This window comes from Cognatishimia activa (assembly GCF_017798205.1).
Classification (GTDB): Bacteria; Pseudomonadota; Alphaproteobacteria; order Rhodobacterales; family Rhodobacteraceae; genus Cognatishimia; species Cognatishimia activa_A.
In genome coordinates this window covers 1905597-1931696 of record NZ_CP060010.1, presented here as the reverse complement: position 1 = coordinate 1931696, position 26100 = coordinate 1905597, and the positions used below count along the sequence as shown (strand labels likewise).

41 protein-coding genes are annotated in these 26100 nt (G+C 55.8%); 4 read left to right on the top strand and 37 right to left on the bottom strand.

The window, feature by feature from the left end; genetic code table 11:
• Positions 1-50: 50 nt before the first annotated feature.
• Positions 51-1358 carry a ferredoxin reductase family protein gene (locus tag HZ995_RS09505; protein WP_209355430.1) on the bottom strand — a complete coding sequence of 436 codons (1308 nt, stop codon included), beginning with the start codon at positions 1356-1358 and terminating at the stop codon, positions 51-53.
• 202 nt (positions 1359-1560) lie between these two features.
• On the opposite strand from HZ995_RS09505, the gene HZ995_RS09500 reads away from it, so the two are divergent.
• Positions 1561-3207, top strand: coding sequence for an acyl-CoA synthetase (locus tag HZ995_RS09500; RefSeq protein WP_209355429.1), 1647 nt, complete (start codon positions 1561-1563; stop codon positions 3205-3207).
• Here HZ995_RS09500 and HZ995_RS09495 read toward each other — a convergent pair.
• Positions 3189-4238 carry a TauD/TfdA family dioxygenase gene (locus tag HZ995_RS09495; RefSeq protein ID WP_209355428.1) on the bottom strand — a complete coding sequence of 350 codons (1050 nt, stop codon included), beginning with the start codon at positions 4236-4238 and terminating at the stop codon, positions 3189-3191. The genes HZ995_RS09500 and HZ995_RS09495 overlap by 19 nt on opposite strands.
• A gap of 165 nt (positions 4239-4403) precedes the next feature.
• Between HZ995_RS09495 and HZ995_RS09490 the strand changes: the two genes are divergently transcribed.
• A complete protein-coding gene (locus tag HZ995_RS09490) occupies positions 4404-4793 on the top strand; it encodes a thiol-disulfide oxidoreductase DCC family protein (protein WP_209355427.1) in 390 nt (129 codons plus the stop codon).
• Between the two features lie 13 nt (positions 4794-4806).
• Here HZ995_RS09490 and HZ995_RS09485 read toward each other — a convergent pair whose 3' ends face one another.
• From HZ995_RS09485 to rplO, 12 genes are all read right to left on the bottom strand, one after another.
• Complete coding sequence (locus HZ995_RS09485; RefSeq protein WP_209355426.1) at positions 4807-5436, bottom strand: YitT family protein; 630 nt, start codon at positions 5434-5436, stop codon at positions 4807-4809.
• A 108-nt stretch (positions 5437-5544) separates the two neighbouring features.
• Positions 5545-5964 (bottom strand): 50S ribosomal protein L17, encoded by a 420-nt coding sequence (gene rplQ / locus HZ995_RS09480; protein ID WP_209355425.1) that lies wholly within the window; start codon positions 5962-5964, stop codon positions 5545-5547.
• A gap of 185 nt (positions 5965-6149) precedes the next feature.
• The gene (locus tag HZ995_RS09475; protein ID WP_209355424.1) at positions 6150-7166 is read right to left on the bottom strand and encodes a DNA-directed RNA polymerase subunit alpha; all 1017 of its coding nucleotides are present in this window, start codon (positions 7164-7166) and stop codon (positions 6150-6152) included.
• A 112-nt stretch (positions 7167-7278) separates the two neighbouring features.
• Entirely contained in the window at positions 7279-7668 is a 390-nt protein-coding gene (rpsK, locus tag HZ995_RS09470) for a 30S ribosomal protein S11 (RefSeq protein WP_209355423.1), read from the bottom strand.
• A gap of 15 nt (positions 7669-7683) precedes the next feature.
• Positions 7684-8052: a 30S ribosomal protein S13 gene (rpsM, locus tag HZ995_RS09465; RefSeq protein WP_209355422.1), complete on the bottom strand. Its 369-nt coding sequence runs from the start codon at positions 8050-8052 to the stop codon at positions 7684-7686.
• 248 nt (positions 8053-8300) lie between these two features.
• Positions 8301-9041: a hypothetical protein gene (locus HZ995_RS09460; RefSeq protein WP_209355421.1), complete on the bottom strand. Its 741-nt coding sequence runs from the start codon at positions 9039-9041 to the stop codon at positions 8301-8303.
• Entirely contained in the window at positions 9031-9516 is a 486-nt protein-coding gene (locus HZ995_RS09455; RefSeq protein WP_245168634.1) for an RNA polymerase sigma factor, read from the bottom strand. Before HZ995_RS09455 ends, HZ995_RS09460 begins: the two co-directional genes overlap by 11 nt.
• A gap of 75 nt (positions 9517-9591) precedes the next feature.
• The gene (locus tag HZ995_RS09450) at positions 9592-9966 is read right to left on the bottom strand and encodes a c-type cytochrome (protein ID WP_245168633.1); all 375 of its coding nucleotides are present in this window, start codon (positions 9964-9966) and stop codon (positions 9592-9594) included.
• A gap of 61 nt (positions 9967-10027) precedes the next feature.
• Complete coding sequence (locus HZ995_RS09445) at positions 10028-10612, bottom strand: YceI family protein (RefSeq protein ID WP_209355418.1); 585 nt, start codon at positions 10610-10612, stop codon at positions 10028-10030.
• Positions 10613-10766: 154 nt separating this feature from the next.
• Positions 10767-11342 (bottom strand): adenylate kinase, encoded by a 576-nt coding sequence (locus HZ995_RS09440; protein ID WP_209355417.1) that lies wholly within the window; start codon positions 11340-11342, stop codon positions 10767-10769.
• Positions 11339-12700, bottom strand: a complete 1362-nt coding sequence (gene secY / locus HZ995_RS09435; RefSeq protein ID WP_209355416.1) for a preprotein translocase subunit SecY — start codon at positions 12698-12700, stop codon at positions 11339-11341. Before secY ends, HZ995_RS09440 begins: the two co-directional genes overlap by 4 nt.
• Before the next feature lie 106 nt (positions 12701-12806).
• Positions 12807-13280, bottom strand: a complete 474-nt coding sequence (gene rplO, locus HZ995_RS09430) for a 50S ribosomal protein L15 (RefSeq protein ID WP_209355415.1) — start codon at positions 13278-13280, stop codon at positions 12807-12809.
• A gap of 225 nt (positions 13281-13505) precedes the next feature.
• On the opposite strand from rplO, the gene HZ995_RS09425 reads away from it, so the two are divergent.
• Positions 13506-13997: an RICIN domain-containing protein gene (locus HZ995_RS09425; protein ID WP_209355414.1), complete on the top strand. Its 492-nt coding sequence runs from the start codon at positions 13506-13508 to the stop codon at positions 13995-13997.
• Positions 13998-14058: 61 nt separating this feature from the next.
• Here the strand turns inward: HZ995_RS09425 and HZ995_RS09420 are convergent, their stop codons facing one another.
• The 18 genes from HZ995_RS09420 to HZ995_RS09335 all read right to left on the bottom strand — a co-directional run bounded on the left by HZ995_RS09420 (position 14059) and on the right by HZ995_RS09335 (position 22279).
• Positions 14059-14274 (bottom strand): DUF1127 domain-containing protein, encoded by a 216-nt coding sequence (locus tag HZ995_RS09420; RefSeq protein WP_209355413.1) that lies wholly within the window; start codon positions 14272-14274, stop codon positions 14059-14061.
• Positions 14275-14524: 250 nt separating this feature from the next.
• On the bottom strand, positions 14525-14740 hold the full coding sequence (locus HZ995_RS09415; protein ID WP_209355412.1) for a DUF1127 domain-containing protein: 216 nt from the start codon (positions 14738-14740) through the stop codon (positions 14525-14527).
• A gap of 152 nt (positions 14741-14892) precedes the next feature.
• The gene (locus tag HZ995_RS09410) at positions 14893-15651 is read right to left on the bottom strand and encodes an anti-sigma factor family protein (RefSeq protein WP_209355411.1); all 759 of its coding nucleotides are present in this window, start codon (positions 15649-15651) and stop codon (positions 14893-14895) included.
• Positions 15648-16151, bottom strand: coding sequence for an RNA polymerase sigma factor (locus HZ995_RS09405; protein ID WP_209355410.1), 504 nt, complete (start codon positions 16149-16151; stop codon positions 15648-15650). Before HZ995_RS09405 ends, HZ995_RS09410 begins: the two co-directional genes overlap by 4 nt.
• Positions 16152-16211: 60 nt before the next feature.
• Entirely contained in the window at positions 16212-16598 is a 387-nt protein-coding gene (locus tag HZ995_RS09400) for a COG4315 family predicted lipoprotein (protein WP_245168632.1), read from the bottom strand.
• Between the two features lie 162 nt (positions 16599-16760).
• A complete protein-coding gene (rpmD, locus tag HZ995_RS09395; RefSeq protein ID WP_058313877.1) occupies positions 16761-16949 on the bottom strand; it encodes a 50S ribosomal protein L30 in 189 nt (62 codons plus the stop codon).
• Positions 16950-16961: 12 nt separating this feature from the next.
• The gene (gene rpsE / locus HZ995_RS09390) at positions 16962-17525 is read right to left on the bottom strand and encodes a 30S ribosomal protein S5 (protein WP_209355409.1); all 564 of its coding nucleotides are present in this window, start codon (positions 17523-17525) and stop codon (positions 16962-16964) included.
• Positions 17526-17687: 162 nt separating this feature from the next.
• The gene (rplR, locus tag HZ995_RS09385) at positions 17688-18044 is read right to left on the bottom strand and encodes a 50S ribosomal protein L18 (protein ID WP_209355408.1); all 357 of its coding nucleotides are present in this window, start codon (positions 18042-18044) and stop codon (positions 17688-17690) included.
• 11 nt (positions 18045-18055) lie between these two features.
• Positions 18056-18589 (bottom strand): 50S ribosomal protein L6, encoded by a 534-nt coding sequence (rplF, locus tag HZ995_RS09380; RefSeq protein WP_209355407.1) that lies wholly within the window; start codon positions 18587-18589, stop codon positions 18056-18058.
• An 11-nt stretch (positions 18590-18600) separates the two neighbouring features.
• On the bottom strand, positions 18601-18993 hold the full coding sequence (rpsH, locus tag HZ995_RS09375) for a 30S ribosomal protein S8 (RefSeq protein ID WP_209355406.1): 393 nt from the start codon (positions 18991-18993) through the stop codon (positions 18601-18603).
• 12 nt (positions 18994-19005) lie between these two features.
• Complete coding sequence (gene rpsN / locus HZ995_RS09370) at positions 19006-19311, bottom strand: 30S ribosomal protein S14 (protein ID WP_209355405.1); 306 nt, start codon at positions 19309-19311, stop codon at positions 19006-19008.
• Positions 19312-19328: 17 nt separating this feature from the next.
• Complete coding sequence (rplE, locus tag HZ995_RS09365; protein WP_209355404.1) at positions 19329-19883, bottom strand: 50S ribosomal protein L5; 555 nt, start codon at positions 19881-19883, stop codon at positions 19329-19331.
• Positions 19876-20187: a 50S ribosomal protein L24 gene (rplX, locus tag HZ995_RS09360; protein ID WP_209355403.1), complete on the bottom strand. Its 312-nt coding sequence runs from the start codon at positions 20185-20187 to the stop codon at positions 19876-19878. The genes rplE and rplX overlap by 8 nt, the downstream gene beginning before the upstream one ends.
• Before the next feature lies 1 nt (position 20188).
• On the bottom strand, positions 20189-20557 hold the full coding sequence (gene rplN, locus HZ995_RS09355; protein ID WP_007427594.1) for a 50S ribosomal protein L14: 369 nt from the start codon (positions 20555-20557) through the stop codon (positions 20189-20191).
• Between the two features lie 88 nt (positions 20558-20645).
• On the bottom strand, positions 20646-20876 hold the full coding sequence (gene rpsQ, locus HZ995_RS09350; RefSeq protein WP_209355402.1) for a 30S ribosomal protein S17: 231 nt from the start codon (positions 20874-20876) through the stop codon (positions 20646-20648).
• Positions 20877-20888: 12 nt separating this feature from the next.
• Positions 20889-21089, bottom strand: coding sequence for a 50S ribosomal protein L29 (gene rpmC, locus HZ995_RS09345; RefSeq protein ID WP_209355401.1), 201 nt, complete (start codon positions 21087-21089; stop codon positions 20889-20891).
• 165 nt (positions 21090-21254) lie between these two features.
• Complete coding sequence (locus HZ995_RS09340; RefSeq protein ID WP_209355400.1) at positions 21255-21941, bottom strand: HTTM domain-containing protein; 687 nt, start codon at positions 21939-21941, stop codon at positions 21255-21257.
• Positions 21938-22279, bottom strand: coding sequence for a hypothetical protein (locus HZ995_RS09335; RefSeq protein WP_209355399.1), 342 nt, complete (start codon positions 22277-22279; stop codon positions 21938-21940). The genes HZ995_RS09340 and HZ995_RS09335 overlap by 4 nt, the downstream gene beginning before the upstream one ends.
• 134 nt (positions 22280-22413) lie before the next feature.
• On the opposite strand from HZ995_RS09335, the gene HZ995_RS09330 reads away from it, so the two are divergent.
• Positions 22414-23034 (top strand): TIGR02466 family protein, encoded by a 621-nt coding sequence (locus HZ995_RS09330; RefSeq protein ID WP_209355398.1) that lies wholly within the window; start codon positions 22414-22416, stop codon positions 23032-23034.
• 106 nt (positions 23035-23140) lie between these two features.
• Here HZ995_RS09330 and rplP read toward each other — a convergent pair whose 3' ends face one another.
• The 5 genes from rplP to rplB are packed head-to-tail and all read right to left on the bottom strand — an operon-like array spanning position 23141 to position 25786.
• Positions 23141-23554, bottom strand: a complete 414-nt coding sequence (gene rplP / locus HZ995_RS09325) for a 50S ribosomal protein L16 (protein ID WP_209355397.1) — start codon at positions 23552-23554, stop codon at positions 23141-23143.
• A gap of 13 nt (positions 23555-23567) precedes the next feature.
• Positions 23568-24278, bottom strand: coding sequence for a 30S ribosomal protein S3 (gene rpsC, locus HZ995_RS09320; RefSeq protein WP_209355396.1), 711 nt, complete (start codon positions 24276-24278; stop codon positions 23568-23570).
• Positions 24278-24658: a 50S ribosomal protein L22 gene (gene rplV, locus HZ995_RS09315; protein WP_209355395.1), complete on the bottom strand. Its 381-nt coding sequence runs from the start codon at positions 24656-24658 to the stop codon at positions 24278-24280. Before rplV ends, rpsC begins: the two co-directional genes overlap by 1 nt.
• A gap of 3 nt (positions 24659-24661) precedes the next feature.
• On the bottom strand, positions 24662-24940 hold the full coding sequence (gene rpsS / locus HZ995_RS09310; protein ID WP_072791845.1) for a 30S ribosomal protein S19: 279 nt from the start codon (positions 24938-24940) through the stop codon (positions 24662-24664).
• A gap of 3 nt (positions 24941-24943) precedes the next feature.
• Entirely contained in the window at positions 24944-25786 is an 843-nt protein-coding gene (gene rplB / locus HZ995_RS09305) for a 50S ribosomal protein L2 (protein WP_209355394.1), read from the bottom strand.
• Positions 25787-26100: the final 314 nt, after the last annotated feature.

Sequence of the window (26100 nt, the reverse complement as noted above, 5' to 3'; positions counted from 1 at the left end):
GCGATGCCCCGGCCTGTCCGTTAGAATGAGTATTTTTGGCAAGATGAAGCCTAGGTGCGTTTTGGCGCAACCACACGTTCAAACAAGAAGGCCGCAAGACGTCGCAGACCAATGCCGGTGCGGATCTCGAATTCTTCGAATTTGAAACGAGAGGGAGAAACACCCACGCGACGGAAACCCTCGATCAGGGATTTGCGCATTTGCATTGGGCCGCAGAATGCCACTGTCAGGCGATCCGTAGAAACGCCGGTTTTCGCCAGAATGCTATCGGCCGTCGCCCGACCATCCGTCGCAGAGTTTTGGATATGCAGGGTCAGGTTGGGTTTGGCCAAAGCCAGCTCGTTGAGTTGCGTCAGATGCGCGGCAGAGGCCTCGTCGCGGATACAATAGACCAGATGCACAGGGCCGCTTGCCGGATCAAGCGCTTCGGACCAGGCCAGGAAGGGCGTGATGCCAACGCCTGCGGCAATCCAAAGCTCCGGGTCTTGCGTGTTGCGGCGTTCGAAATGCCCGAAAGGGCCTTCAAGCCGCACAGCTGTTCCTGTTTTCAGGGTCCGCGCCATGCGATTGGTATAGTCGCCCAATTTTGCCACGGTCATGCGAATGCTGCCATCCTCTCGCGGGGCGCTTGAGATCGTGAAAGGATGCGGCTCGGCTCCTTCGATGCTGAGGAAGGCGAATTGGCCAGCCTTGTGACGCAGAGCACGACCCTTTGGCGTCATCGTGATCGCCATCGCATTGCCGGTTTCTGTGATGTCAGAGACCTCATAACGTTTGGAGCTGCGCATACCTGCAGGCAACAGGCGATAGACGAACGCGACAATCCCGAGGGCGCAGAAGGCACTTGTATAAAGGCCCAGCGGGTCTCCGTTCGCGAATGGCTTGAGGATAAACAGATAGTGGAACGCCCCTGCCATAAAGAAGAACCCCATCAAACGGTGGGTCCAGCGCCAGAGGTGATAGGGAATGAAGGTCGCGATGGTGATCACGACAAGGATCAGGATGCCATAGAGGCTGAGTTCTCCGAGGGTTTCGGCCAGTTCCACCAAGGCGGTTTCGCGCCCAAGACCATCCATTTCCGCGTCAATCGTGTCGTGCAATAGGATTGCAGCCATGGCGCCAATCCCCAGCCATTTGTGCAGGATATACCCGCGATCCAAGCCGCCGAAGATGGCTTCGACACCGGGCCAGCGGGTGGCAATCACTTGCAAGAGTGCCATGGCAATCAAAGCCCAAATGCCAAGATACTGACTGAACAGCGCGATCACATCCCGACCCTGCGCAATACCTGGCCACCAGATGACGGGTACGGCCAAGGCGGCAGCGGTGACAACGAGTCCGAGGGGGCGCAGAGACATGGGGCAGTTCCTGTTTTGGCAAATAGCTAAGAGACTTTTAAACGCCGCCCCTAACAGGTCAACGGTTCTCCCCAAAAATGCCTCTTAGAGTTACGTTTAGATCTATAAACTTTTGGACGATTTGCAGGCTGCGCTTGACAGCCCTTCTATGTTCGCTCACTTTTGCGAAAATGAACAATCGTTCATTTAATGGGAGGGACAGATGCTAAACCGTGAAGCTACGATCGCTGCGACGCGCGAGGCGTTTCAATGGGATGTGCCAGAGTTCTATAATATTGGCGTCGACGTTTGCGACAAATGGGCGAGCGTCGAGCCTGATCGGCTGGCCTTGATCGATATCGATGCTGAGGGCGAGGCGCGCGAGTATTCCTTCGAAGATCTGCGCCAAATGTCCTCTCGCTTCGCGCATGTTCTGTCCGGATGCGCGCAGCAGGGCGACCGGATTGGCGTGCTTTTGCCACAGTGCCTTGAGGCCGCGGTTAGTCACATCGCGATCTATAAGATGGGCGGGATTGCGCAGCCCTTGTTTACGCTGTTTGGGCCGGACGCTTTGGCCTATCGGCTACAGGATTCCGGCGCCTCGGTCGTCGTTACGAATGCGCAAATGGCCGAGGTGCTTGAGAGCATTCGCCAAGATCTGCCCGCCTTGAAAACGATCATTTCAATCGACGGCCCCGATGGAGATATTATCGGATTTCACGAAGCCTCTGCCGTGCAACGCACATCTTTTGCGCCTGTGAATTCCCGCGCCGACGATCCTGCGGTTCTGATCTATACTTCGGGCACAACAGGCAACCCTAAAGGCGCTCTGCATGCGCATCGGGTTTTGCTTGGGCATCTGCCCGGGATCGAGATGAGCCACGATTTCTTTCCAAAGCCGGAGGACAAAATCTGGACTCCCGCCGATTGGGCCTGGATCGGAGGCTTGCTGGATGTGCTCTTGCCCGCTCTGCACCACGGGGTGCCCGTGGTGGCCTGCAGGTTCCAGAAATTCAGTGCCGAGGCGGCGTTTGACTTGATCAAATCTCAGGGCATTCGAAATGCATTTCTGCCCCCAACCGCGATCAAAATGATGCGCCAATATCCCGATGCCGAAAAATTCGGGATCAAGATGCGCTCAGTCGCGAGCGGCGGAGAAGCGCTGGGTGAAGAATTGATCGCATGGGGCCAAAAAGCGCTGGGTGTTACCATCAACGAGTTTTACGGGCAGACCGAATGCAACATGATCGTGTCGTCTTGTGCGGATCTTGCAGCACCCGAACCCAGCGTTATGGGGTTTGCTGTCCCGGGTCACGAGGTCGACGTGCTTGACGCGGAAACCGGCGAGCCGCTTGGGGTCGACGAACAAGGCGATATCGCAGTGCGCTCGCCTGACCCGGTAATGTTTCTCCGCTATTGGAACCGTCCCGAAGCCACGTCAGAGAAATTCCGGACCGTGGATGGCGTGAAATGGCTTTTGACCGGAGATCAGGGGCGCAAAACACCCAGCGGTCGCATTGCGTTTGTGGGGCGCGATGATGATGTGATCAATTCGAGCGGCTATCGCATTGGCCCTGCAGAAATCGAGCATTGTCTTCTGACCCATCCAGCCGTGGCCATGGCAGGCGTGGTAGGCAAACCGGACGAGTTGCGCGGAGAGATCGTGACCGGTTTCATCCAACTGGCTGAGGGCTTTGCACCCTCAGACGAGCTGGCGCAGGACATCAGCAATTATGTAAAGACGCGACTGGCCGCCTATGAGTATCCCCGCGAGCTGCATTTCATCAAACAGATGCCCCTGACCACTACGAGCAAGATCATCAGAGGCGATCTGCGTAAACTCCTGACGGATCAATCGAGCGGTGCGTGAAGCCGGGTCTTTGAGGTGATAATCCCACCACGATTGCCAATCTCGATGCTGCCATAACGTTGTTTGAACACTTCGGGTAGCGGACGATCTCCGGTCGGAGACAGCCACAGTCGGAACAAATGCCGCCGCTGGGCAGGATCGGGCCAATCAGTGAAACCAGTACGGTCGTGAAGCTGCGCGTGATTATAGACGAACTGCAAATCTCCTGGCGCAAGGCGCATAGTCAGGTGAAGGCTCGGATCGTTGGCCAGATCATCAAACATATCCAGCGCCTCGATATGGGCCGGCGTCAGACGCATTGCCTCGGGGAAACGCTGGGCGCTGTCGATATATTGCCGTTGATAAAACACGGTCAGCTTGCCCTCATGCCAGATCAGCGGCGGGATGGTCATAAAGGGCTCCATCCCCTCGGGCACCTCTCCGCGACGGTCGGTGGCGATCGGGTCAAACAAGAGCTCCAGCAGGTCCAAACGTTCCGCGCGCATGCGGTTGTAGATGCTTTCCGCACTGACCAAGAGCGAGTCCCCGCCCTCTTTGGCTTCGCGCAAACACATGAGGCCAACGATATCCGCGCTGTCTGTATGAAAGGTCTGACGCGCTGCTGTCTGGTAAATGCGTGAGTTCGGGTCATTTGGATCCGCGCCAATATTACGTACATGCCCCAATATATGCCCATCCGCATTCTGTGACCGCGCTGACCCCAAATGCGCGCCAATCCCGCAGAAGATCGCGGCGCACATTTCTTGTGTGTATTGCTCTATCGGCAGTCCCCGCAGGACTTCGAAACCGTGGCCATTGATCAGGGTTTGCGTCAGGGCGGCCAAATGTGCGTCAAACACCCGCAGAGGAAAATCCTCTTGGCGGATTTCACCGATATCGCGGCCCAAAGACAGATAGTGACGTGCTGCGGCCTCTATGTCGGCGATCTCGGTCGGGGAAAGATGATAGAGCCAGAGATCTTGTTTGCTTTGCATATCTGCGCCGATCCAAGCGGCTGGGCCTTCGATTTTTTCTGGAAGAGTAAGCGGCATTTGGGCGTCCTATGTCTGGCTGCCGTTAACCTGCACAAAAGCCCCAAGGAAGTGGAGCAATAATTTCTGGGTCTCAGACCAGAGGAGATGCGGCAAGACGTCCTTGCGCGTTGCCGTCACCATAGCTGCGACCTATATCTGAGGTGAAACAGGTGGAGAAAGACCATGTCCCAGTCCCCCGACACCCGCGCGCTTTATAATGGCGATTGCCCGGTCTGTAGCGCCGAGATGTGCCACTATGAGGACTACTCGAAACAGCGTGACCTGCCAGTCGGGTTTGAAGACCTCAACCAAATCGACCTGGCTGAATGGGGTGTCACAGAGGATGAGGCGACCCGTCTTTTGCATGTGATGCACAAGGGACAACTCTTTGTCGGCTGGGATGCGTTTCTCGTCCTGTGGGAGCAGATGCCCCGTTATCGCTTAGCGGCTCGGATCGCCCGTGTGCCTGGGATCTATCACATCTGCAGTTGGGGCTACGCCAATATCGTCGCTCGGATTATTTACAACCGTCATAACCGACGCAAAGCGCGTGGGTTAGTCGGGGCAAAATAAGCGCTTTACTGCCTTAACCACCGTCATTGCTTGACCGCCCATAGCCGGGGCGCCCGGTGGTGCTTTGAGCAACGTCGAAATTCCAGACGATGGCCATATTGGTAATCACTGCGCCCAAAAGCGAATAGATCAGCTGGGTCGGAGAAAGCACAAAGGCCGATGCAAGGAACACCAGCGCGTCGATACAAAGCTGGAACCAGCCAGCTTTAAAGCCGGTTCTTTGCTCGATCAGTATGCCAAGGATCGTCATACCTCCGGCCGAGGCATTGTGCCGAAAAATCGCGATAAGACCTGCGCCGCTGGTGGCCCCTCCGAGAATGGCAGCCAGCACCGGGCTGAGCTGTTCAAACACGATCAGACCACTGAGAACCTGGGACAGGTAAGAGATCCCCAGCAAGGCAATGACCGTGCGAAAGGCAAACACCGCGCCGCGTTTAGACCAGGCCAAGAGCAAAAATGGGAAACCAATTGCGAAAAACAACGGACCAAAGCCGATTGGCAAGACATAGGAGAGCAGCAAAGCTATCCCTGCGGTTTGCCCCGTGACCAAACCCGCAGATTTCAGAAATACCACGCCAAGACTGGCCATGAGAATCCCAAAGGCCAAACCCTGGATGTCAAAAACGGACATTCGAAACGACATGTGAGCCACCCTTTGTTGCACGATGACTCGTCTAAAGCACAGACGCCCAAAAGAAAAACCCCCGTTCAGGCGAACAGGGGTTCTTCGTCAAATCTTTAAGCTCTTTGCTTATTCTGCAGCCGCTTCTTCTTCGGCCAGACGTGCTTTGTCAGCTGCGCCTTTTGCATCAACGTCGCGCTCTACGAATTCGATGATCGCCATTGGCGCCATGTCGCCATAGCGGAAGCCCGCTTTGAGAACGCGGATGTAGCCACCCTTACGCTCTGCGAAACGTGGGCCAAGCACCTCAAACAGTTTCGCAACATGCTTGTCTTGCTTCAGCTGGGCGGCTGCCTGACGGCGTGCGTGCAGATCGCCGCGCTTGCCCAGGGTGATCAGTTTTTCAACGATCGGGCGCAGTTCTTTTGCTTTTGGCAGAGTTGTTTTGATCTGTTCATGTTCGATCAGAGAGCCCGCCATGTTCGCGAACATCGCTTTACGGTGTTCATGTGTACGGTTCAGGCGGCGGTAACCACGTGCGTGACGCATAATTTCATTCCTTTTTCAGTGCCCTTGGGTGGGCTGTACTTTGTCTGGCTTCCGATGCGTGTCGGTCGCTCTCCTTGGGGCGGGATTGCCCATATGTCCCCGGATGTCCGGGCATTTGAGGTGTGGTGGGGTGAAACCCCACCCTACCGGGTTTTCGTAGGGTGGGGTTTCACCCCACCGACGCGTTAAAACGCGTCTTCGAATTTCTTAGCCAGATCTTCGATGTTGTCTGGTGGCCAGTCGTCCACGTCCATGCCGAGGTGCAGACCCATGCCAGACAGCACTTCTTTGATCTCGTTCAGAGACTTGCGGCCGAAGTTCGGCGTACGCAGCATTTCTGCTTCGGTCTTCTGGATCAGATCGCCGATGTAAACGATGTTGTCGTTCTTCAGGCAGTTTGCGGAACGCACGGACAGTTCCAGCTCGTCCACTTTCTTCAGCAGAAGCGGGTTGAACTCAAGACCATCGTCTTCGTCCTGACGGCCAGCAGCTTCTGGTTCGTCGAAGTTCACGAAGATGGACAGTTGGTCCTGAAGGATGCGCGCGGCGAAGGCCAGAGCGTCCTCAGGGGTGATGGAGCCATCGGTTTCGATTTTCAGCGTCAGCTTGTCATAGTCCAGAACCTGACCTTCACGGGTCGGCTGAACGTCATAGGAGACTTTCTTGACCGGAGAATAGATCGCGTCGATTGGCATCAGGCCAATTGGTGCATCCTCTGGCTTGTTTTTGTCCGCAGAGACATAGCCTTTGCCGGTGTTGACGGTCAGTTCCATGTAGAGATCCGCGCCGTCATCGAGGTGACAGATCACGTGCTCTTTGTTCAGAACTTCGATGCCCGCAGAATCAGAGATATCACCCGCAGTGACCGCACCAGGGCCCTTGGCATTGATCGAAAGACGCTTAGGGCCTTCGACTTCCATGCGCAGAGCAACCTGCTTGAGGTTCAGGATGATGTCGGTGACGTCTTCGCGAACGCCCGCAACAGAAGAGAACTCGTGCAGAACGTTGTCGATCTGAACGGAGGTGATGGCCGCACCTTGCAGCGAGCTCATCAGAACGCGGCGCAGCGCGTTGCCGAGCGTCAGGCCAAAGCCGCGCTCCAGAGGTTCTGCGATGGCAGTCGCAGTGCGCATCGGGTCATTGCCCGGTTTAACTTCAAGCTGGGTTGGCTTGATAAGTTCTGCCCAGTTTTTGTGGATCATGCGTCCCTCCATTCTTGTTCAACCCCCATGATCAATCAGGGTCAAACGCCCGAGGTTTCAAAATGACGGACTGGGGCCGTGCAAAAATGCAGGGCCCCAGCGAGTAGGTCTATTATACGCGGCGACGCTTTGGTGGGCGGCAGCCGTTGTGCGCGATTGGGGTCACATCACGGATAGAAGTGATGTTGAAACCGATCGCAGCCAGAGCGCGCAGCGCGGATTCACGGCCAGAACCTGGACCCTGAACTTCGACCTCAAGGGTCTTAACGCCATGCTCTTGTGCTTTTTTGCCCGCGTCTTCCGCAGCCATCTGAGCAGCATAAGGCGTAGACTTACGAGAGCCTTTAAAGCCCATGGTGCCAGCAGAGGACCAGGAAATTGCGTTGCCCTGAACGTCAGAGATCAGGATCTTGGTGTTGTTGAAGGAAGAGTTCACATGCGCAACGCCTGCTGCGATGTTTTTCCGTTCCTTACGCTTGGTTACGCGACGATCACGTGCCATTGGTCAGACCCTCCCTTATTTCTTCTTACCAGCAATGGCCTTTGCAGGGCCTTTGCGAGTACGAGCGTTGGTGTGGGTACGCTGACCGCGAACCGGCAGGTTACGACGGTGACGCAGACCGCGGTAGCAGCCCAGGTCCATCAAGCGTTTGATGTTCATTTGCACTTCGCGGCGCAGGTCACCTTCTACGGTGTAGTTTGCGTCGATGTGCTCGCGGATGGCCAGAACCTCTGCGTCAGACAGTTCGTTCACACGACGGGTTTCGTCGATGTTGACTGCTTCGCAGATCGCTTTCGCGGAAGTATGGCCAATGCCGGTGATATAAGTGAGGGCGATCGGGACGCGCTTATGCGTCGGGATGTTCACGCCAGAAATACGTGCCACGTATGTCTTTCCTTTTCGTTGCGGTTCCGTAGCTCCAGAACCTTTTTTCACAACATAAGCCCGAGGCGTTTATACCGTCGGGCTATAGCTGATCGAGGTGCTCTGCGCGGTGGGAGCGACCCACGTTGCCGAATTTGATTCTCCGAAGGAGATGGGTTGCTTTAAGGGGGAAACAAGGCTGGGTCAACCGTTTATCAACCTATTCCTTGCGCTCGGCAAAATTCACCAAAGCTCTGTCGTCAGATAGGTCAGATCTCCATGGATTGAAAGGCCTGCCCCATGCGTTTGATCAATCCGTCTTCGGTGCCGCCGATCAGAAGGTATTCATAGTCACCGTGACTCCAGACGGCAGAGCTGAGGCCCTCAAGGCGCATTGTTTCGACCAATCCTGCAGCCATCTCGGGGTCGTCCGACCGAATGATGCACAACGCAATCGGAACCCCGGTTTTGCTGGCGAAGGCCAATTGCACCAAAGGGCGCCCCTCGAAGGCCAGCACCTGCGCGCGTTTGTAGTCCACTTCAGGGAAGGCCGTCAGTTGCTCGAGCGCAAAATCCTTGCCGATCACTGAGGACACGCGATCCAGTTCGGCGGCATGCTGTTCTGGTGTCTGCGCGATGTGATCCAGCGTGGCATGGGTATAAAGCGCCTGATAGGCCGCCACATAGGCCACCCAGCCCTCTAGAGGCTTGGACGCATTCCACGACCCAGCGCCAAACCCAATCGCCAGTGCAAGGCTGGCCGCGACAGCAAGCGCCCCCCAAGCACGGCGGGGAGCGGCGGGAGTCATCGCCTCTAGTTCTAACTCCGGCGCCTGCAACAGATCAAAACTGTCCGCCAGTGCGTCCATATCCAGTTTGAGCGCATCCAGACGTGCAGCCAAGGCGCTATCCGTCCGCAAAGCTTCGCGGATCGCATCGACGGGCGCGTAATCCTCTTCGCCGTCCAGAAAGGCGACGAGTTCTTCGTCCGAGAAATGTCTATCTTGCATTGCTCAATCCTTCGTGGTCGCGAAACTTGCGTCCCAAATTTGCGCGTGCGGTGGCAAGGCGGCTCATCACCGTTGCCAAGGGTATATTTAGTATTTCTGCCGCAGCCTTGTAAGAGTAGCCTTCGACATAGACCAGAAATACCGTGGCCCGCTGGGCCTCTGGCAAGTCTAGCACAGATTTCAGTACCTCTTTGCGATCATATGCACGTTCCGGGTTTTGCGCCGGATCGGGAATCTCGGATACGTCGATCACCGGCAGCCCCCCTCCTTTGCGAACCCTGTCTTTGCGCAATTCACTGATCCAAAGATTATGCGTAATCCGAAACATCCAACGGTCCAAATGCGAGCCCACCTTAAACTGGCTGGCCTTTTCAATCGCGCGCAGACAGGCTGCCTGGGCGAGGTCATCCGCGCCGTCTCTGGATCCCGTGAGGGAAAACGCATAGCGCCAGATACGGGGGAAGACCTCGGGCAATCCAGCTTGAACCTCCTTGTGAGGGTTCTGGCGACGCAAAGATCTTAGCATTTCGCAGTAAGAGGCTTTCTTGGACTACTCGGCTTCCATTTCACTCTGCAAATAGGCGATCAAGTCGTCAACTTGCTCGGGCTTTTTCAGACCTGAAAACGCCATCGAGGTTCGAGGCACAACATCCTTGGGCTTGGTCAGAAACGCCGACAGGGTTTCTACGTCCCAGGTCAAACCCGCCTCGGCCATCGCCTTGGAGTAGCGAAAATCCGGGTTCGCGCCAGAGGCTGCATCAATGATGTTGAACAGCGTTGGTCCAACTTTGTTGTCCGCAGGTTTCAGGCTGTGGCAGGCTTTGCATTTCTTAAAAACCTTCTTGCCGGCCTTGATATCGCCTTCTGCCATGGCCGCTGTCGACAGAGCGGCCAGTGCCGCTGCCATAAGTGCAATTTTCTTCATCGTCATACTCCAATTTGCCCCGGGGTGCCTCATGGGGACGCGACACCCCGGGACGGTGGGATTACTTTTCAAAGACCATGCGAACGGTCGCTGGGCTGACACGTGTGATGCCTGGGAGCTTGGCCAGCTCCATCAGCTTGTCCACGCCTGCATTCACGCCGATATCGGCGGTGGACAGCATGATGATGTCAGAGGTTGTGACCAGAACGCGGTCCTCAGAAAGACGCGCAACAAAAAGCTCGGTTTCGATGTCCGAGGTGACACCTGCAAGGCTGAGCGTGCCTTCGAAATCTGTGACAGTGGTCGCGCCCACAGCAAGCTCGCTCACGTCGTCCATATCGACAGAGCCATTCAGTTCGGCAACAGCGTCCATACCCTTGAAGACATGTTCGATCATACGCTCGTTGCGGATGTCGATATTGGTTTCAACAGAGCCCAGGTGAATGGTGATCGCAACGTCGCCGCTGTCGCTGACGGTGCCCGCAACTTCGCTAAAGGTGTGAACTTCGCCGACCACATCTTTTTTCACAGAGCCAAAAGCGATCAGGCTTTCGTCGCCGACAGATTTCCAGGCCGCGTGCCCCCCAGCAAAGGCCGGTGCTGCCAGAACCATAGCTGCTACGGCTGCTGTCATCAGTTTTTTCATAGTCTTTCCTCCCAAGGATTTGTATTCCGTCGTATTCCGTTCTGAGAGGTCAACGCGCCGGGTCGGAAAACTATTCAAAACTTTTTTGAGAAAGTTCGAAAAAAGAAAAAGCCCCCGGAAATCCGAGGGCTTTTCGTATACTCTTTGGCTAGATCTAGCCGAGGATCTTGGCGATTGAGCCCTGAACCTCTTCGATTGATGCAAGCCCGTCGATGGACTGCAGATCGCCCTTGGCGTGGTAGTAGCCAATCAGCGGGCTGGTCTTTTTGTAATATTCCATCAGACGGATCTTGAGGCTTTCCTCATTGTCATCCGCCCGCGCTGTGCCACCAGCCGCAACTGCGTCACGTGCGCGACCTACGATGCGGTCAACAAGGACATCATCCTCAACCTGCATCTCGATCACCGCATCCAGCTTTTCGCCAAACTCATTCAGCAGCGCCTCAAGCGCATCGGCTTGCGCGAGCGTCCGAGGGAAGCCGTCAAAGATGAAGCCGCCCTTCTTGTCGCCTTCCAGCTTTTCGCGGATCAGGCCGATGACGATCTCGTCGGTGACCAGCTCGCCGCGGTCCATGACCTCGGCCACGCGCTTGCCCATTTCAGTTCCAGACGTCTTGGCGGCACGCAGCATGTCGCCAGTGGACAGTTGGATCATATCGCGGGTTTCAACCAGATGACCCGCTTGGGTCCCTTTACCTGCGCCCGGTGGGCCAAGCAGAATAATGTTCATCGACGAGCAGCTCCCTTTTTGCCGCGTCGTTTCCCTTTTCCGCGCAGCTGTGATTTCTCGATCAGGCCTTCATATTGATGCGCCAGCAAGTGGCTTTGGACCTGTTGAATGGTGTCCATGGTGACCGAGACAACGATCAGCACGGAGGTGCCGCCAAAATAGAAAGGAATTGCCAGTTGGCCACGGAGAATCTCTGGAAGGAGACAAACTGCCGCAAGGTAGCCAGCACCCAGAACCAAGACGCGGTTCACAACATACTCAAGATACTCGGCCGTTTTCGCGCCTGGACGAATGCCAGGAATAAAGCCGTTTTGGTTCTTCAGGTTGTCTGCAACGTCATCGACTTTGAAGGAGACGTTGAAGGTATAGAAATACGCGAAGAAGACGATCATGCCAGCGAAGAACAACAGGTACAACGGCTGACCGGGACCAAAATAGGCCAGAATGGTCGACATAATCGCACCGGTGTTGTTGCCAGAGAAGGTCGAGATCGTGGTCGGCAGCAGGAGCAGAGAGCTCGCGAAGATCGCAGGGATAACGCCTGATGGGTTGACCTTAACAGGCAGGTGGGAAGAGCCACCGTCATACATCTTCATCCCGACCTGACGGCGTGGGTATTGGATGTGGATCTTGCGCAGCGCGCGCTCCATGAAGACCACGAAGGCGATGGTGGAGACGACCATAACAATCACGCCAACGATCACAGCAGGGCTGATCGCACCAGAGCGGCCAGAGGCAAAGAACTGCGCCAGAGCCGCTGGGATCTCGGCGATAATGCCGACGAAGATGATCAGAGAGATACCGTTACCGATGCCGCGCGCAGTGATCTGCTCACCCAGCCACATCAGGAACATGGTGCCGCCCACGAGCGTGACCATGCAGGAAACGATAAAGAAGCCGCCCGGGTTGGTAACAAGCTCACCGGACTGCAGGGACACGGCCAGACCGTAGGACTGCAACGTCGCCAGGAACACCGTGCCATAGCGGGTGTATTGGTTGATTTTCTTGCGGCCCTGCTCGCCTTCTTTTTTCAATTGCTCCAGGGCTGGAACCATCGAGGTCAGAAGCTGAACGATAATCGAGGCCGAAATATAAGGCATAATGCCCAGAGCAAAGATCCCCATCCGGCCCAAGGCGCCGCCGGTGAACATGGTCAGGATACCGCCGATACCGCCAGCGGCCTGTTCCATGAATTCACGAAGCGCGATCGAGTCGATACCAGGCACCGGAATAAAGGTGCCCAGACGATACACGATCAACAGCCCGATGGTGAAAAAGATGCGGTTGCGAAGATCAGTCGCTTTGCCCAATGCGGACCAGCTGGTGTTCGCCGCCATTTGCTCTGCTGCAGATACCATTAGGATCTCTCTTTGAATGCGAACGCCGCCAAGAGCTTTCGGCTCTGGCGGCGTCTAAGAAAACTCAGAGGACTATGTAAGCGGTCAATTGCCCGCTCACAACCTCTTATTCAGCTGCTGCCGCGGATGTGACTGTCAGAGAGCCACCCGCTTTTTCAACAGCTTCAACGGCAGATTTGGATGCGCCGGTGACTTCGATGGTCACTTTCGCGGAAATCTCGCCTTTCGCCAGAACGCGAATGCCGTCTTTCACGCGGCGAACCAGACCGGAAGCAACCAGAGCTTCCTCGGTGATGGTCGCTTTTGCGTCCAGTTTCTTGTCGTCGATGAATTTCTGGATCAGGCCCAGGTTTACAACCGCGAATGCCTTGCGGTTTGGCTTGTTGAAGCCACGCTTAGGCAGACGTTGGTACAAAGGCATTTGGCCGCCTTCGTAACCGTTGATTGCAACACCGGAACGGGATTTTTGGCCTTTGATACCACGGCCACCCATTTTACCTTTGCCGGAACCCGGACCACGGCCAACGCGCATACGTTTCTTGGCGGCACCTGGGTTGTCACGCAACTCGTGCAGTTTCATATCGCTTCTCCTTTGCCGGAACTGACCCCTGAAGCGTAAGCGGGCCAAACACGGCTTTTCTTGATTGTTGATTCTGTGACGAGACTCGCCACCGGGGGCGTATAGACCTTCGTTTTGACCAATGCAAGCGTGGGCTGCTTTAATGGAACCGTTCATAAGCCACGGGTTGCGCGACGGAAATTGACGCGCGCGCCGTTTAATCTCTGACCATCAGAGGAGATCGACATGAAAGCAGTTTCTATCGCCCTATGCGCCATGTTGCCGGTAGCAGCTTTGGCCGAGAGTCCAGCGCTGCAGACGCCCGCGCCAGTTTTATATCTGGCCGACAATTTGGATGAGCCTGACGCGCTGGGATATTGCTTGGATACCGTTGGCCGCGGCCTGTCTGATCGCGCGCATTTGCATTCCTGCAAACCTCGCGGCGGGGATGTGCAGTTCATGCATGACGATCAGGGGCAAATCAAATCCGCCACTTTTGACGACCTTTGCCTTGATGTTTCAAAGGGATTTGCGCTGGCTCGTTGCACAGGCGGTGCGGGTCAGGTGTTTACCTGGTCAGACACGGCAGAGCTGCGGCTGGCCTCCGCCCCGGATCTTTGCCTGGCAAGCGCTCCTGAAAGCCGGCGGGCGGGACGGTTTGTCGCGCGCGATCTTGTACTGGCGAACTGCGATACAACCCCTGTCGCCCTAAAGACCTGGGCCTATCTTTCAGAATAAGCCAAGGCACAAAAAAACGCCCTCAGATTTGAGAGCGTTCTTTGAACCGTGAGTGGTGGTCTTACTTGCCTGCAACATGTGCGCGGGCGATGTCTTCGATGTCGCCCCGACGGATACCGATGTCGGCCAGTTCGCGGTCGCTCAGACCGTTGAGCTCGCGGAAAGTTTCATTGAACTTCTGCTGCTCAAGGCGTGCTTCGCGATAGGTTGCAATGAAAGCCTGCACGCGACGTGCAAAGCCAAAATCTGTTTCGATGTTTGTGATGGCCTGTGCCATGATATTTTCCTTTAATTTCGGACCGGAACGTATTTTCCGGCAGTCTTGTGTTTGTCCTTTTGACACGCTCCAGATAGCGCCATGTTAGCGCCCAAACAACGCACATTCCCGCTGTAGCACTATGCAGAAAATGCAAGGCTACGGTGGTTGGTCGACAAACCTCACTCAATCCCGCTGAAAGCCTGCTTTCAAAAACAAAATCGCCCCCGACGATGCGAGGGCGACTAAAATTTGGGGAGTGTTGGCCTGATTACTTCAGGTACGCGTGCTCGTAAGCGATGCTAGAGATGGACGCGCGGGACAGGCCCAGATCGGCCAGTTCGCGGTTGCTCAGGGACTGCAGCTCGGAGACGGTTTTGTTGTATTCCGCGCGGCGTGCCAGGTATTCTTGAACGGAGGAAATTGCAGAGCGCACATAGGCGACAACTGGGTTTGCGGATGGGGCGACAGATACAGCGTTAGCCATGGACTTAATCCTTCATACGGTGACCGGAACCCGGCCAGTGTTTATCTCTCCTCCACTTGCCCCAGTAATTAATGCGCAGATCGCAGCCCAACAATCGCCAAAAGCGTCAGGCCGCTATGCGCCATTTGCATAGCTGTTTTGGTTGTTATGTTTCAGAGCAGGGTATCGCGCACTTCGACCTGCATTGGGGCCAATTGCTGTTGCTCCAATGGTGCAGTCAGAATGAACACCCATTCGCCGCTTTGCCACCTTAGGGACGTGAGGCCTTGGTCTTCCAGCACCTGCACGTCGGTGTTCTCGTCCTGATCCAGACGGGTCATGAAAAGGGTTACGCGTTTGCCATCCGCGGTTTCATACATGTATTGCGCCGCTGCGCGGTCATCAAAGGGCAGCATGCGTCCGCCGAGGAAAGTCAGACCAAAGGCCGAGAGGTTGGGCACCGTCATTTCGCGGCCCATTCGGTCGGCAAGCCAGGTTTGCAAATGTTCTGTCTCATCCGCCGTCACTTCGACCGCGTGGCGTTTCTCGGCTGCAAAGACACGGTGAGAGTTGGTCGCGCCCATTGTGGCCTGCACGATGATGGTGGTCTGAGGGTTTGTCGTGAATTGGCTGAGGCCATAGCCCCCGACCCCGCCGAAGGCGAAGACCACGAGCATGGCGGCGATCCGCAGGCCGGGCCATCGATTGGTATTGGCTGCCGTGCTGGCCGAAAGCAGCGCATCCAAATGGGCATCTGACGGCGTTGGGATGGACGATGCAAAGAGCTGTTCGGTCGCAGACCATCTTTCGATGCGGGCAACCAACTCTGGGTTACCATCCATCTCGACTTCAAACGCTGCGCGATCCGCCTCAGACATCTGATTGTCCAGATAAGCGCTGATCTTCTCTTCTATGTTGCGATAGTCCGTCATGTCGCGCTCCGAATGCCGGGCACCTGAGGGGCCGCTTCTTTGTTCAGAAACGCCCGCGCCCGCGATATCCGAGACATAATCGTCCCAATCGGAACGTCCAGCACCTCGGCGGCCTGCGCGTAGCTGAGACCGCCAATCGAGACCAGCAACAGCGGTTGGCGTTGCTCGTCCGGCAGGTCGTTCATGCGTTTCATCACAGCACGCAGTTCCGAGCGGGCCTCGATTGTGCGATCATCCGCACCGATGTCGAAATCATCCTCCATCGCCACTTCCTGCGCGCGGGCCTTGGCGCGGTATTTGTCACGAAAGATGTTGAGTTCGATTTTCATGAGCCATGGCCGGAGAGGATGCAGCGCGTCCCAGAGGGAGCGTTTGAGAATGCCTCTTTCGACCGTGTCCTGGACCAGATCATCTGTCTGGTGATGCGCACGGGTCAGCGAAAACCCATACCTCCAAAGGTGCGGGAGCGACTCCTTAAGCTGCACATCAAATGTGGCCATAAAGGGCCTCCGTAAAAGGGCGGCGAGCGGCCCGGGGAAGCCGCCCGCCAGCAAAGCCGATTAAGGCTTTGCGATGTGCCAGGTGCCTCCGACGCCGTCGCCTGTCGTTTGACCAGGCTTCTTGTCTTGCACCCAGAGGTACAGCGGTTGGTCGTTATAAGCTACCTGTTGATCGCCGTTTTTGCGGGAAATCACGCTGAAGCCCTCTGGCAGTGCGTCAGCTTTGCCTTCGAGGATCAGCGGAGGCCAAGCTTTGGCGCAGCCAGCGTTGCAGTTGGATTTGCCGGCATCGTCCTTGTCAAAGGTATAGAGCGTCATGTCGTGGCCATCGGTGAAATAGCCTGCGTCCGACAGTTTCACGTCCTTGTGGCCATGGCCCGCGGCATAAGAGGTGCAGGCGGTGACGGACAAAGCAGCGGCAGTCGCGATAATCATAAAACGGTTCATGGGTTGGGCTCCTAAGTAAAAAACTGGGCTGCGTTCATGCAGCGGATACTTCACTTACGAACGGGGGTGGATTTTATTCCCGGCACCCCCAAACTTTTTTCAAAAAAAGAAAAAGCCCCCGAGAAATCGGAGGCTTTTCAAAGCTTTAGGTGAAAAAGAAACTTAGTCTTTTTCTTCGATGATTTTCACCATGTGTGGGATCTTGTTGATCATGCCACGTACCGAAGGAGTATCCTCCAGCTCACGGGTTTTGTTCATCTTGTTCAGGCCCAAGCCGATCAGAGTTGCGCGCTGATCTGCTGGACGACGGATCGGAGACCCGATCTGTTTTACAACGATAGTCTTAGCCATTGATCAAGCTCCTTACGCTTCTGCTTCCGCAGGTGCTTCGTCCTTTTTCAGGATGTCAGCAACTTTTTTGCCACGACGCGCTGCAACGTGACGTGGGGAAGCTTCCTTGCCCAGGCCGTTAATGGTTGCGCGGATCATGTTGTAAGGGTTCTGAGACCCGATGGACTTAGAGACAACGTCTTTAACACCCAGCATCTCAAATACCGCACGCATAGGACCACCGGCGATGATACCCGTACCTTCTGGTGCTGTGCGCATGATGACTTTGCCTGCGCCGTGACGACCTTCGATGTCGTGGTGCAGAGTACGGCCTTCACGCAGAGGGACGCGGATCATTTGACGTTTCGCTTGCTCGGTCGCTTTGCGGATCGCTTCAGGTACTTCTTTCGCTTTACCTTTACCGAAACCTACGCGGCCTTTTTGGTCGCCAACGACAACCAGAGCAGCAAAGCCAAAGCGCTTACCGCCTTTAACGGTTTTGCTGACGCGGTTGATCGCGACCAAGCGGTCTGCGAATTCTGGGGTTTCTTCTTCGCGGTTGCGACCGCGACCCCGGCGGTTTTCACGTTCTGCCATGTGGCATTCCTTTGTGTTCTGGCGCGGCGAAGCGCCGATTTGCCAACCCAAGTGACCCAAATTGGGGCCCCGGATCATCGAGACGGCCGTGCCGTCTGCAATGTAAGGCGGGCTGAAGCCCGCCCTACGGATCTGTAGGCCGGGCTTCAGCCCGGCACTGACTTAGACTTTCAGGCCACCTTCACGCGCAGCGTCGGCCAGAGCCTTCACTTTGCCGTGGAAGAGACGACCGCCCCGGTCGAAATACGCCTCGGTGTAGCCAGCTTTGACTGCACGTTCTGCGATCGCAGCGCCCACTTTGGTTGCTGTCTCGATGTTGTTCTTGCCGTTGCTGATGTCTTTTTCCAAAGAGGAAGCAGAGACCAGAGTCACGCCTTGAACGTCGTCGATCAGCTGTGCGCTGATGTTTTTGTTGGAGCGGTTCACGGACAAGCGCAGCTTGCCAACGTTGACCTTGCGAAGTTTGTTCCGGACGCGCAGGCGGCGCTTGAGGAACAGTTCCCGTTTGCTGTTTGCCATGTGTCTGGTCCTTACTTCTTCTTACCTTCCTTGCGGAAGATATACTCGTCTTTGTATTTGATGCCCTTGCCTTTGTAAGGCTCTGGCTTACGCCATTCGCGGATGTTTGCCGCGACTTGGCCAACGAGTTGTGGATCGGTGCCTTCGATGATGATCTCAGTCGGCTTCGGTGCGGTGACCGTTACGCCGGCTGGAACTTCAAAGTTGACGTCGTGGGACAGGCCCAGTGCCAGTTTCAAGGTATTGCCCTGCATCTGTGCACGATAACCAACACCTACGATCTCCAGCTCTTTTTTGAAGCCCTGGGTCACGCCGGTGACGAGGTTCTGAACCATAGTGCGGGACATGCCCCACTGTTGACGTGCACGCTTGGACTTGCCGCGCGGCGTAACCGCGACAGCGTTGTCCTCAACTGCGAGGGTCACATCATCGGTTGCGGTGAAGCTATGGGTCGCTTTTGGGCCCTTAACTTCGATGGTCTGGCCGGAGACAGAGGCAGTTACGCCTGCTGGCAGCTCGACCGGTTTTTTACCAATACGAGACATTCAGCTTCTCCTTAGAAGACCGTGCAAAGCACTTCGCCGCCAACATTGTTGGAGCGCGCGCTTGCGTCAGACATCACACCTTTGGAGGTGGAGACAATCGACACACCCAGGCCCTGACGGACGGTTGGGATGTCATTGACGCTCATGTAAACGCGACGACCAGGTTTAGAAACCCGCTTCAGTTCGCGAATAACAGGAGTGCCTTCGAAGTACTTCAGGCTGATTTCCAATGCTGGATGGCCGTCGGCACCAGTGGTTGCTTCGTAGCCGCGGATGTAGCCTTCGTCGGCCAGTACATCCAGAACCCAGCCGCGCAGTTTAGATGCAGGGGTCGAGACAGTGCTCTTGCCGCGCATTTGACCGTTACGGATACGGGTCAGCATATCACCGATAGGATCGTTCATAATGCTCTCTCCTTACCAGCTAGATTTAACCATGCCAGGGATCTGACCAGCAGAACCCAGCTCGCGCAGCGCGATACGGGAGACCTTGAGCTTACGGTAGTAAGCGTGAGGACGACCGGTCAGCTGACAGCGGTTGTGAAGACGGGTTGCCGAGCTGTTGCGCGGCAGTTTCGCCAGTTTCAGACGCGCTTTGAAACGCTCTTCCATTGGACGGCTTTCGTCGTTTGCGATCTCTTTAAGCTCGGCACGTTTGGCAGCATATTTTGCAACCAAAGCTTCGCGCTTTTTCTCGCGTGCGATCATAGATTTTTTAGCCATGATATCCTCTCCCGCGCTTAAGCGTTGAACGGCATGTTGAAGTGCTTCAACAGGCTCTTTGCTTCGGCGTCGGTGTTTGCGGTGGTTGCGATGATGATGTCCATGCCCCAGTTCTCGTCGACTTTGTCGAAATCGATTTCTGGGAATACGATGTGCTCTTTCAGACCAGTGGCAAAGTTGCCGCGGCCATCAAAGGACGGCTTCACACCACGGAAGTCACGAATACGTGGCATCGCGATGGTGATCAGACGATCGAGGAATTCATACATGCGGTCACCGCGCAGGGTCACCTTGGCACCCATCGGCATGCCGTCACGAACACGGAAGCCAGCGATGGAGTTTTTCGCCACGGTGGTCATCGCCTTCTGGCCTGCGATTGCAGTCAGATCGGCCTGAGCGGACTTAGCTTTTTTGGAGTCTTTAACAGCCGCACGACCACAACCGATGTTCAGAACGATTTTGTCCAGCTTAGGGATCTGCATGTCGTTCTTGTAACCGAACTCTTCTTTCAGAGCGGTACGGATGGAGTCTGTGTACTGAGACTTCAGACGTGGTGTGTAGGTATCAGCCATCGATCACGTCTCCTGTGGTTTTCGCGAAACGAACCTTTTTGTCGCCTTCTACCTTGAAGCCAACGCGGGTCGCTTTGCCGTTTGCGTCCAGATACGCCAGGTTACTCAGCTGGATCGGCATTGCCTGAGGAATGCGACCACCTTGCGAGGTCTGGGTCTGTTTGGTGTGACGGATCGCCATGTTGATGCCGTCTACCACTGCTTTGCCAGCCTTAGGATCAACAGAAGAGATTGTGCCCTCTTTGCCTTTGTCCTTGCCGGCCAGAACGACGACCTTGTCGCCTTTTTTCAGTTTAGCAGCCATCTTACAGCACCTCCGGCGCGAGCGAGATGATTTTCATGAAGTTCTTTGCGCGCAGTTCACGAACAACTGGGCCAAAGATACGGGTGCCAACTGGTTCGCCTGCGTTGTTCAGGATAACAGCTGCGTTGCGATCAAAGCGGATCGCGGTCCCGTCTTCACGACGAACTTCTTTTGCGGTGCGCACGACGACGGCCTTGCGGACGTCACCTTTTTTAACGCGACCACGTGGAATGGCTTCCTTAACGGAGACGACGATGATGTCGCCAACCGATGCGTATTTACGCTTGGAGCCACCCAGCACCTTAATGCACTGAACACGGCGCGCGCCGCTGTTGTCAGCAACATCCAGGTTTGTTTGCATCTGGATCATGTGGTTTCTCCCGACCTTTAGGACCGGCGATGCGTGCCATGTGGTCCTAGGGTTTCGACTTTGCTAAGTCGTCCGGGAAGCTTGTGATTTAAGCTTCCAGAACTTCCCAGCGTTTTGTTTTCGACTTAGGTGCGCATTCGATGATGCGAACTTTGTCACCTACGTTGAAAGCATTCTTCTCATCGTGCGCCCGGTATTTTTTGGACTTACGAATGGTTTTCTTCAGAACAGGGTGTGTGAAGCGACGCTCGACAGACACGGTTACGGTTTGTTCGTTTGCGTTGCTGGTGACAACACCTTGAAGGATACGCTTAGGCATGTCTCAAGCTCCTTATTCTGCAGCCGCTTGGGCTTTTTCGTTCAGGATGGTTTTTACTCGTGCGGCTTGACGGCGTGCCGCCTTGATGCCCGCAGTGTTTTCCAACTGACCGGTTGCTTGCTGAAAGCGCAGGTTGAAGCTTTCTTTCTTGAGCTTAACGAGTTCATCGCGAAGCTCGTCTGCGGATTTATCACGCAGTTCATTGGCGTTCATGTCGCCTTTTCCTTCTCTTACACCAGAGGGCGCCTAACAATATGTTTAGGGTGACCCTTGGACCTGGTGGACCAACAAAAAACACACGAATCCCGTCGCCGGGAATCGTGAGATGCCGCTTACTATGGGGTTTGAGGGGTTAGGGCAAGGGAATTATTCAAGTTTTTAAGGGGTAAAGCTCTCTAAACGCCCCTGAAACCAAATCAAACTCGGATAGGCGCAGATCCAGATCCAGAAAAAGCGGTTTAGCCCGAAAAGAAAGGCATTTGCGAGGTGGAAGGTGGCGGCAACCGCGAGTCCCGCGTAAAGCGCCAATGGATGCAGCAACGCCAGCGGGAACAACACCTCAAACCCCATCACGCCCCAGCTCATGCCCTGTAACAGACGCGGCCGCGTGGCCCAACCCCTCAGGCTTTCTGACACCGGATAGGCCGAGAAGGCAAAAACATCCACCAAGGCCTGCCCCGATCGCCATTCATGCTTTACGATCTTCACATAGCCCGACACGAAATAAGACAGCACCAGCTGCACCGCGAGATAGGCCATCGCAAGCTCTGCCCACAAAGGCGACGGCCCAAGCCGCGCGACCATCAGACAGGTCACGATCAGGATCGTCATCTTGTCAGAGCCACCGTTGTAAGGCCCACCAAACCGATGAAGATGCACCAGCGACGTCGCAAACAGCCCCAACAGCGCAAAGCCCGTCGTCACCCCGCTCAGCACCCACAGACACAAAGCGATGCGCAAAGCAAAGAGCGCCCTGCCCTTGTCGTGCAGATGCTCGAGCCCCTGCTGGATCATCGCAAACGCCAGCATCACTTCGGTCACACGTATGGCCAGCTCGAGCGTCATAGGAAATCCTCCGCCGCAAACAGCTCGCTCTTATAGATCGCCTCGGAGATCAGTTCTTCACCCTCGCGCATCACAAAGACCAGTCGGAACTGCAGCTGTGCCGGCACGCGATGCGCCTCGGAAACCAAACGCATCAACTCATCCCGACTGTGATCACTGGGCGCCGCCACCAAACGTTCCGCTAAAGCCACCGTATAAAGCTGCGTATTGCGTTGATGGTTGCCAAACATCCGTGCAGCCATCCGCCCCACCGACAGATGCGCAGGCTTCGGATGGCTCTCGCGCCATACCCCACCCTTCTCACGATATTCCACACGCGGGGACGGCCCGACCGTCATGAAAAACCGCCAACTCGGGAACAGAACCGGCATCAACAAGGAAAATGTACGCGCAATCATACCCTTTGATACCGCGCACCGTTTACAGGAGCTTTAAACCTTCCCCCAAAACTCGCGCGACGTTATGAGGGGCCATGGCCCAAATCGACTCTCTCTTTGTGACCCGCCTCTACCGTGCTGCTTTGTCAGAACACGCCCCCGCCATCGACGCGCAGGAGCTTGAGCAATCCTGCCTTGTGATCGCCGAAGACGACGACGCGGGCCATGACTGGTGCGAGGCCAATAACTATCCAGGCTACACGTCCTATGCGTCTCTAACCGACCTGCCCTGGCGGTTCCCGATCTTTGCGGATCTGGTGAAAGTGCTGGATCAGCATGTCGCAGCCTTTGCCGAAGACCTTGAGTTGGAACTCGACGGTCGCGCGCTGGAACTGGAGGACCTCTGGATCAACATCCTCCCCGAAGGCGGCAGCCACGGCAGCCACATCCACCCGCATTCGGTGATCTCGGGCACCACCTATGTGACCATGCCCGAGGGCACCTCGGCGTTGAAACTCGAAGACCCCCGCCATGCGATGATGATGGCCCATCCCCCCCGCCGAAAAGACGCGCGCAGGGATCTTCGGACGTTTATTTATGAAACGCCGAAGGTGGGCGACGTGCTTTTGTGGGAAAGCTATCTGCGCCACGAAGTGCCGACGAATATGTCCGAAGACGAGCGGATCTCGGTGAGTTTTAATTATAAGTGGGCGTGAGAACGGCGTTCGTTTTCTGAACGTCTAAACCAAAAGAAAACCCCCGCCGCTTTCGCGCCGGGGGCCAACTTCTCACCGTAGGGTGGGGTTTCACCCCACCAACGCCTTACCAGTCCTCGCGGACCACAACGCGGGTTTTCACCGGCAGTTTCATCGCAGCAAGACGCAGCGCTTCGCGCGCGATCTCGTCGTTGACACCGTCGATTTCAAACATCACGCGGCCAGGCTTTACCTTGCACGCCCAGTAATCCACGGAACCTTTACCTTTACCCATACGAACTTCGACAGGCTTAGAGGTCACAGGAGTGTCTGGGAAGATGCGGATCCAAACACGGCCCTGACGTTTCATGTGGCGGGTCATCGCGCGGCGGGCTGCCTCGATCTGACGCGCAGTCACACGCTCAGGGGTGGTTGCTTTCAGGCCGTAGGAGCCGAAGTTCAGAGTGGAGCCACCCTTCGCTTCGCCTTTGATGCGGCCCTTCTGCATCTTGCGGAATTTAGTACGCTTTGGTTGAAGCATTGATCAGTCTCCCTTAGCGACGACCGCCACCTGCACCGCGAGGTGCTGGGCCGTCCTGGAGTTCTTGAGCGCGACGATCACGTGCTGCTGGATCGTGTTCCATGATCTCACCTTTGAAGATCCAGGTTTTGATCCCGATGATGCCGTATGGCGTCATCGCTTCAGCATGTGCGTAGTCGATGTCTGCACGCAGGGTGTGCAAAGGCACGCGGCCTTCACGGTACCACTCGGTCCGTGCGATTTCCGCGCCGCCAAGACGGCCCGCAACATTCACACGAATACCCAGTGCGCCCATGCGCATTGCGTTCTGAACCGCGCGTTTCATCGCACGACGGAAAGACACACGGCGTTCCAGCTGTTGTGCGATGGACTCGCCAACCAGAGCCGCGTCGAGTTCCGGCTTGCGCACTTCGACGATGTTCAGGTGCAGTTCAGACTCGGTCATCGATGCGATTTTCTTGCGCAGAACTTCGATGTCTGCACCTTTCTTACCGATGATGACACCTGGACGTGCGGTGTGGATCGTGACGCGGCACTTTTTGTGCGGACGCTCGATGATCACACGTGCAACACCAGCTTGCTTGCACTCAGTCTTTACGAATTCACGGATCTTCAGGTCTTCGAGCAACAGGTTGCCGTAGTCCTTCGTGTCCGCGTACCAGCGGCTGTCCCAGGTGCGGTTGACCTGAAGACGCATACCGATTGGGTTTACCTTATGTCCCATTAGGCTTGCTCCTCAACTTGACGCACCTTGATGGTGATCTCAGCAAATGGCTTGATGATCTTACCGAAACGACCACGGGCCCGAGGGCGACCGCGCTTCATGGTCAGGTTCTTACCTACGTAAGCCTCTGCCACGATCAGCTCGTCGACATCCAGGTTGTGGTTGTTTTCAGCATTGGCAATCGCGGACTGAAGACATTTCTTCACGTCTGCTGCGACACGCTTGTTGGAGAAAGTCAGGTCGGTCAGAGCCTTCTCAACTTTCTTGCCGCGGATCATGCCAGCAACCAGGTTCAGTTTCTGCGGGGAAGTACGGAGCATGCGCAGTTTTGCCATTGCTTCGTTATCTGCCACGCGGCGGGGGTTTTTTGCCTTGCCCATGACTTACTTCCGTTTCGCTTTTTTGTCAGCCGCGTGGCCATAATAGGTACGAGTCGGAGAGTATTCGCCGAACTTCTGACCGATCATGTCTTCGGTGACGTTAACAGGAACATGCTTCTGACCGTTGTACACACCAAAAGTCAGGCCAACGAATTGTGGCAGGATGGTGGAACGACGGGACCAGATCTTGATCACTTCGTTGCGACCGCTTTCGCGAGCCGCTTCTGCCTTTTTGAGGACATAAGAGTCGACAAAAGGACCTTTCCAAACAGAGCGAGACATATCTTAACGCCCTTTCTTCTTGGCGTGACGCGAGCGGATAATAAGCTTTTGCGACGCTTTGTTCTTGTTGCGGGTGCGCTTGCCTTTGGTTGGCTTACCCCAAGGTGTCACTGGGTGACGACCACCAGAAGTACGACCTTCACCACCACCGTGAGGGTGGTCGATCGGGTTCATAACAACACCACGGACGGACGGGCGGATGCCTTTGTGGCGCATACGACCAGCTTTACCGTAGTTCTGGTTAGAGTTGTCTGGGTTGGATACCGCACCGATGGTGGCCATGCATTCCTGACGGACCATGCGCAGTTCGCCCGAAGACAGGCGGATCTGAGCGTAGCCACCGTCACGACCAACAAACTGAGCATAAGTACCAGCTGCACGGGCGATCTGGCCGCCTTTGCCTGGTTTCAGCTCGATGTTGTGGATGATGGTACCAATAGGCATGCCAGAGAACGGCATTGCGTTGCCCGGCTTGATGTCCGCTTTCGCAGACGCGATGACCTGATCGCCAACTGCCAGACGCTGAGGCGCCAGGATGTAGGCTTGCTCGCCATCTTCATACTTGATTAGTGCGATGAACGCGGTCCGGTTCGGGTCGTATTCGATCCGCTCTACAGTTGCCGCGACATCAAACTTGTTGCGTTTGAAATCAACGATCCGGTACAGACGCTTTGCGCCACCGCCACGACGACGAGAAGTGATCCGTCCGGTGTTGTTCCGGCCGCCCGACTTGGTCAAACCCTCGGTAAGGGATTTGACAGGACGTCCTTTCCAAAGCTCCGAACGGTCGATCAGAACCAGCCCACGCTGGCCCGGCGTCGTCGGTTTATACGACTTGAGTGCCATGTTTACTGTCTTCCGTTTTAGCAGTGCGAGATGGGCTTATGAGGTCCCTAACCCGCGATGTAAGCCCCCCGAAGGTGGCAGAATTATAGGCCCCCGAAGGTGCCCAAGAAAAAAGCAACAGGCCCCAGAACGAATCTGAGGCCGGAAGCGATGGCTGCGTTTAGCAGGGATGGGGGGTGGTGGCAATGGGGATTACCTTTAAATCCAACGTTGCAAAGCCGGTCCGCGGGGTGGCGCTTCCAACGCTTCAATCCACCTCTTAATCCCCGCCAAACCCGTCAGCCCTATCCAGCCACCACACCGTATCCAAAAGC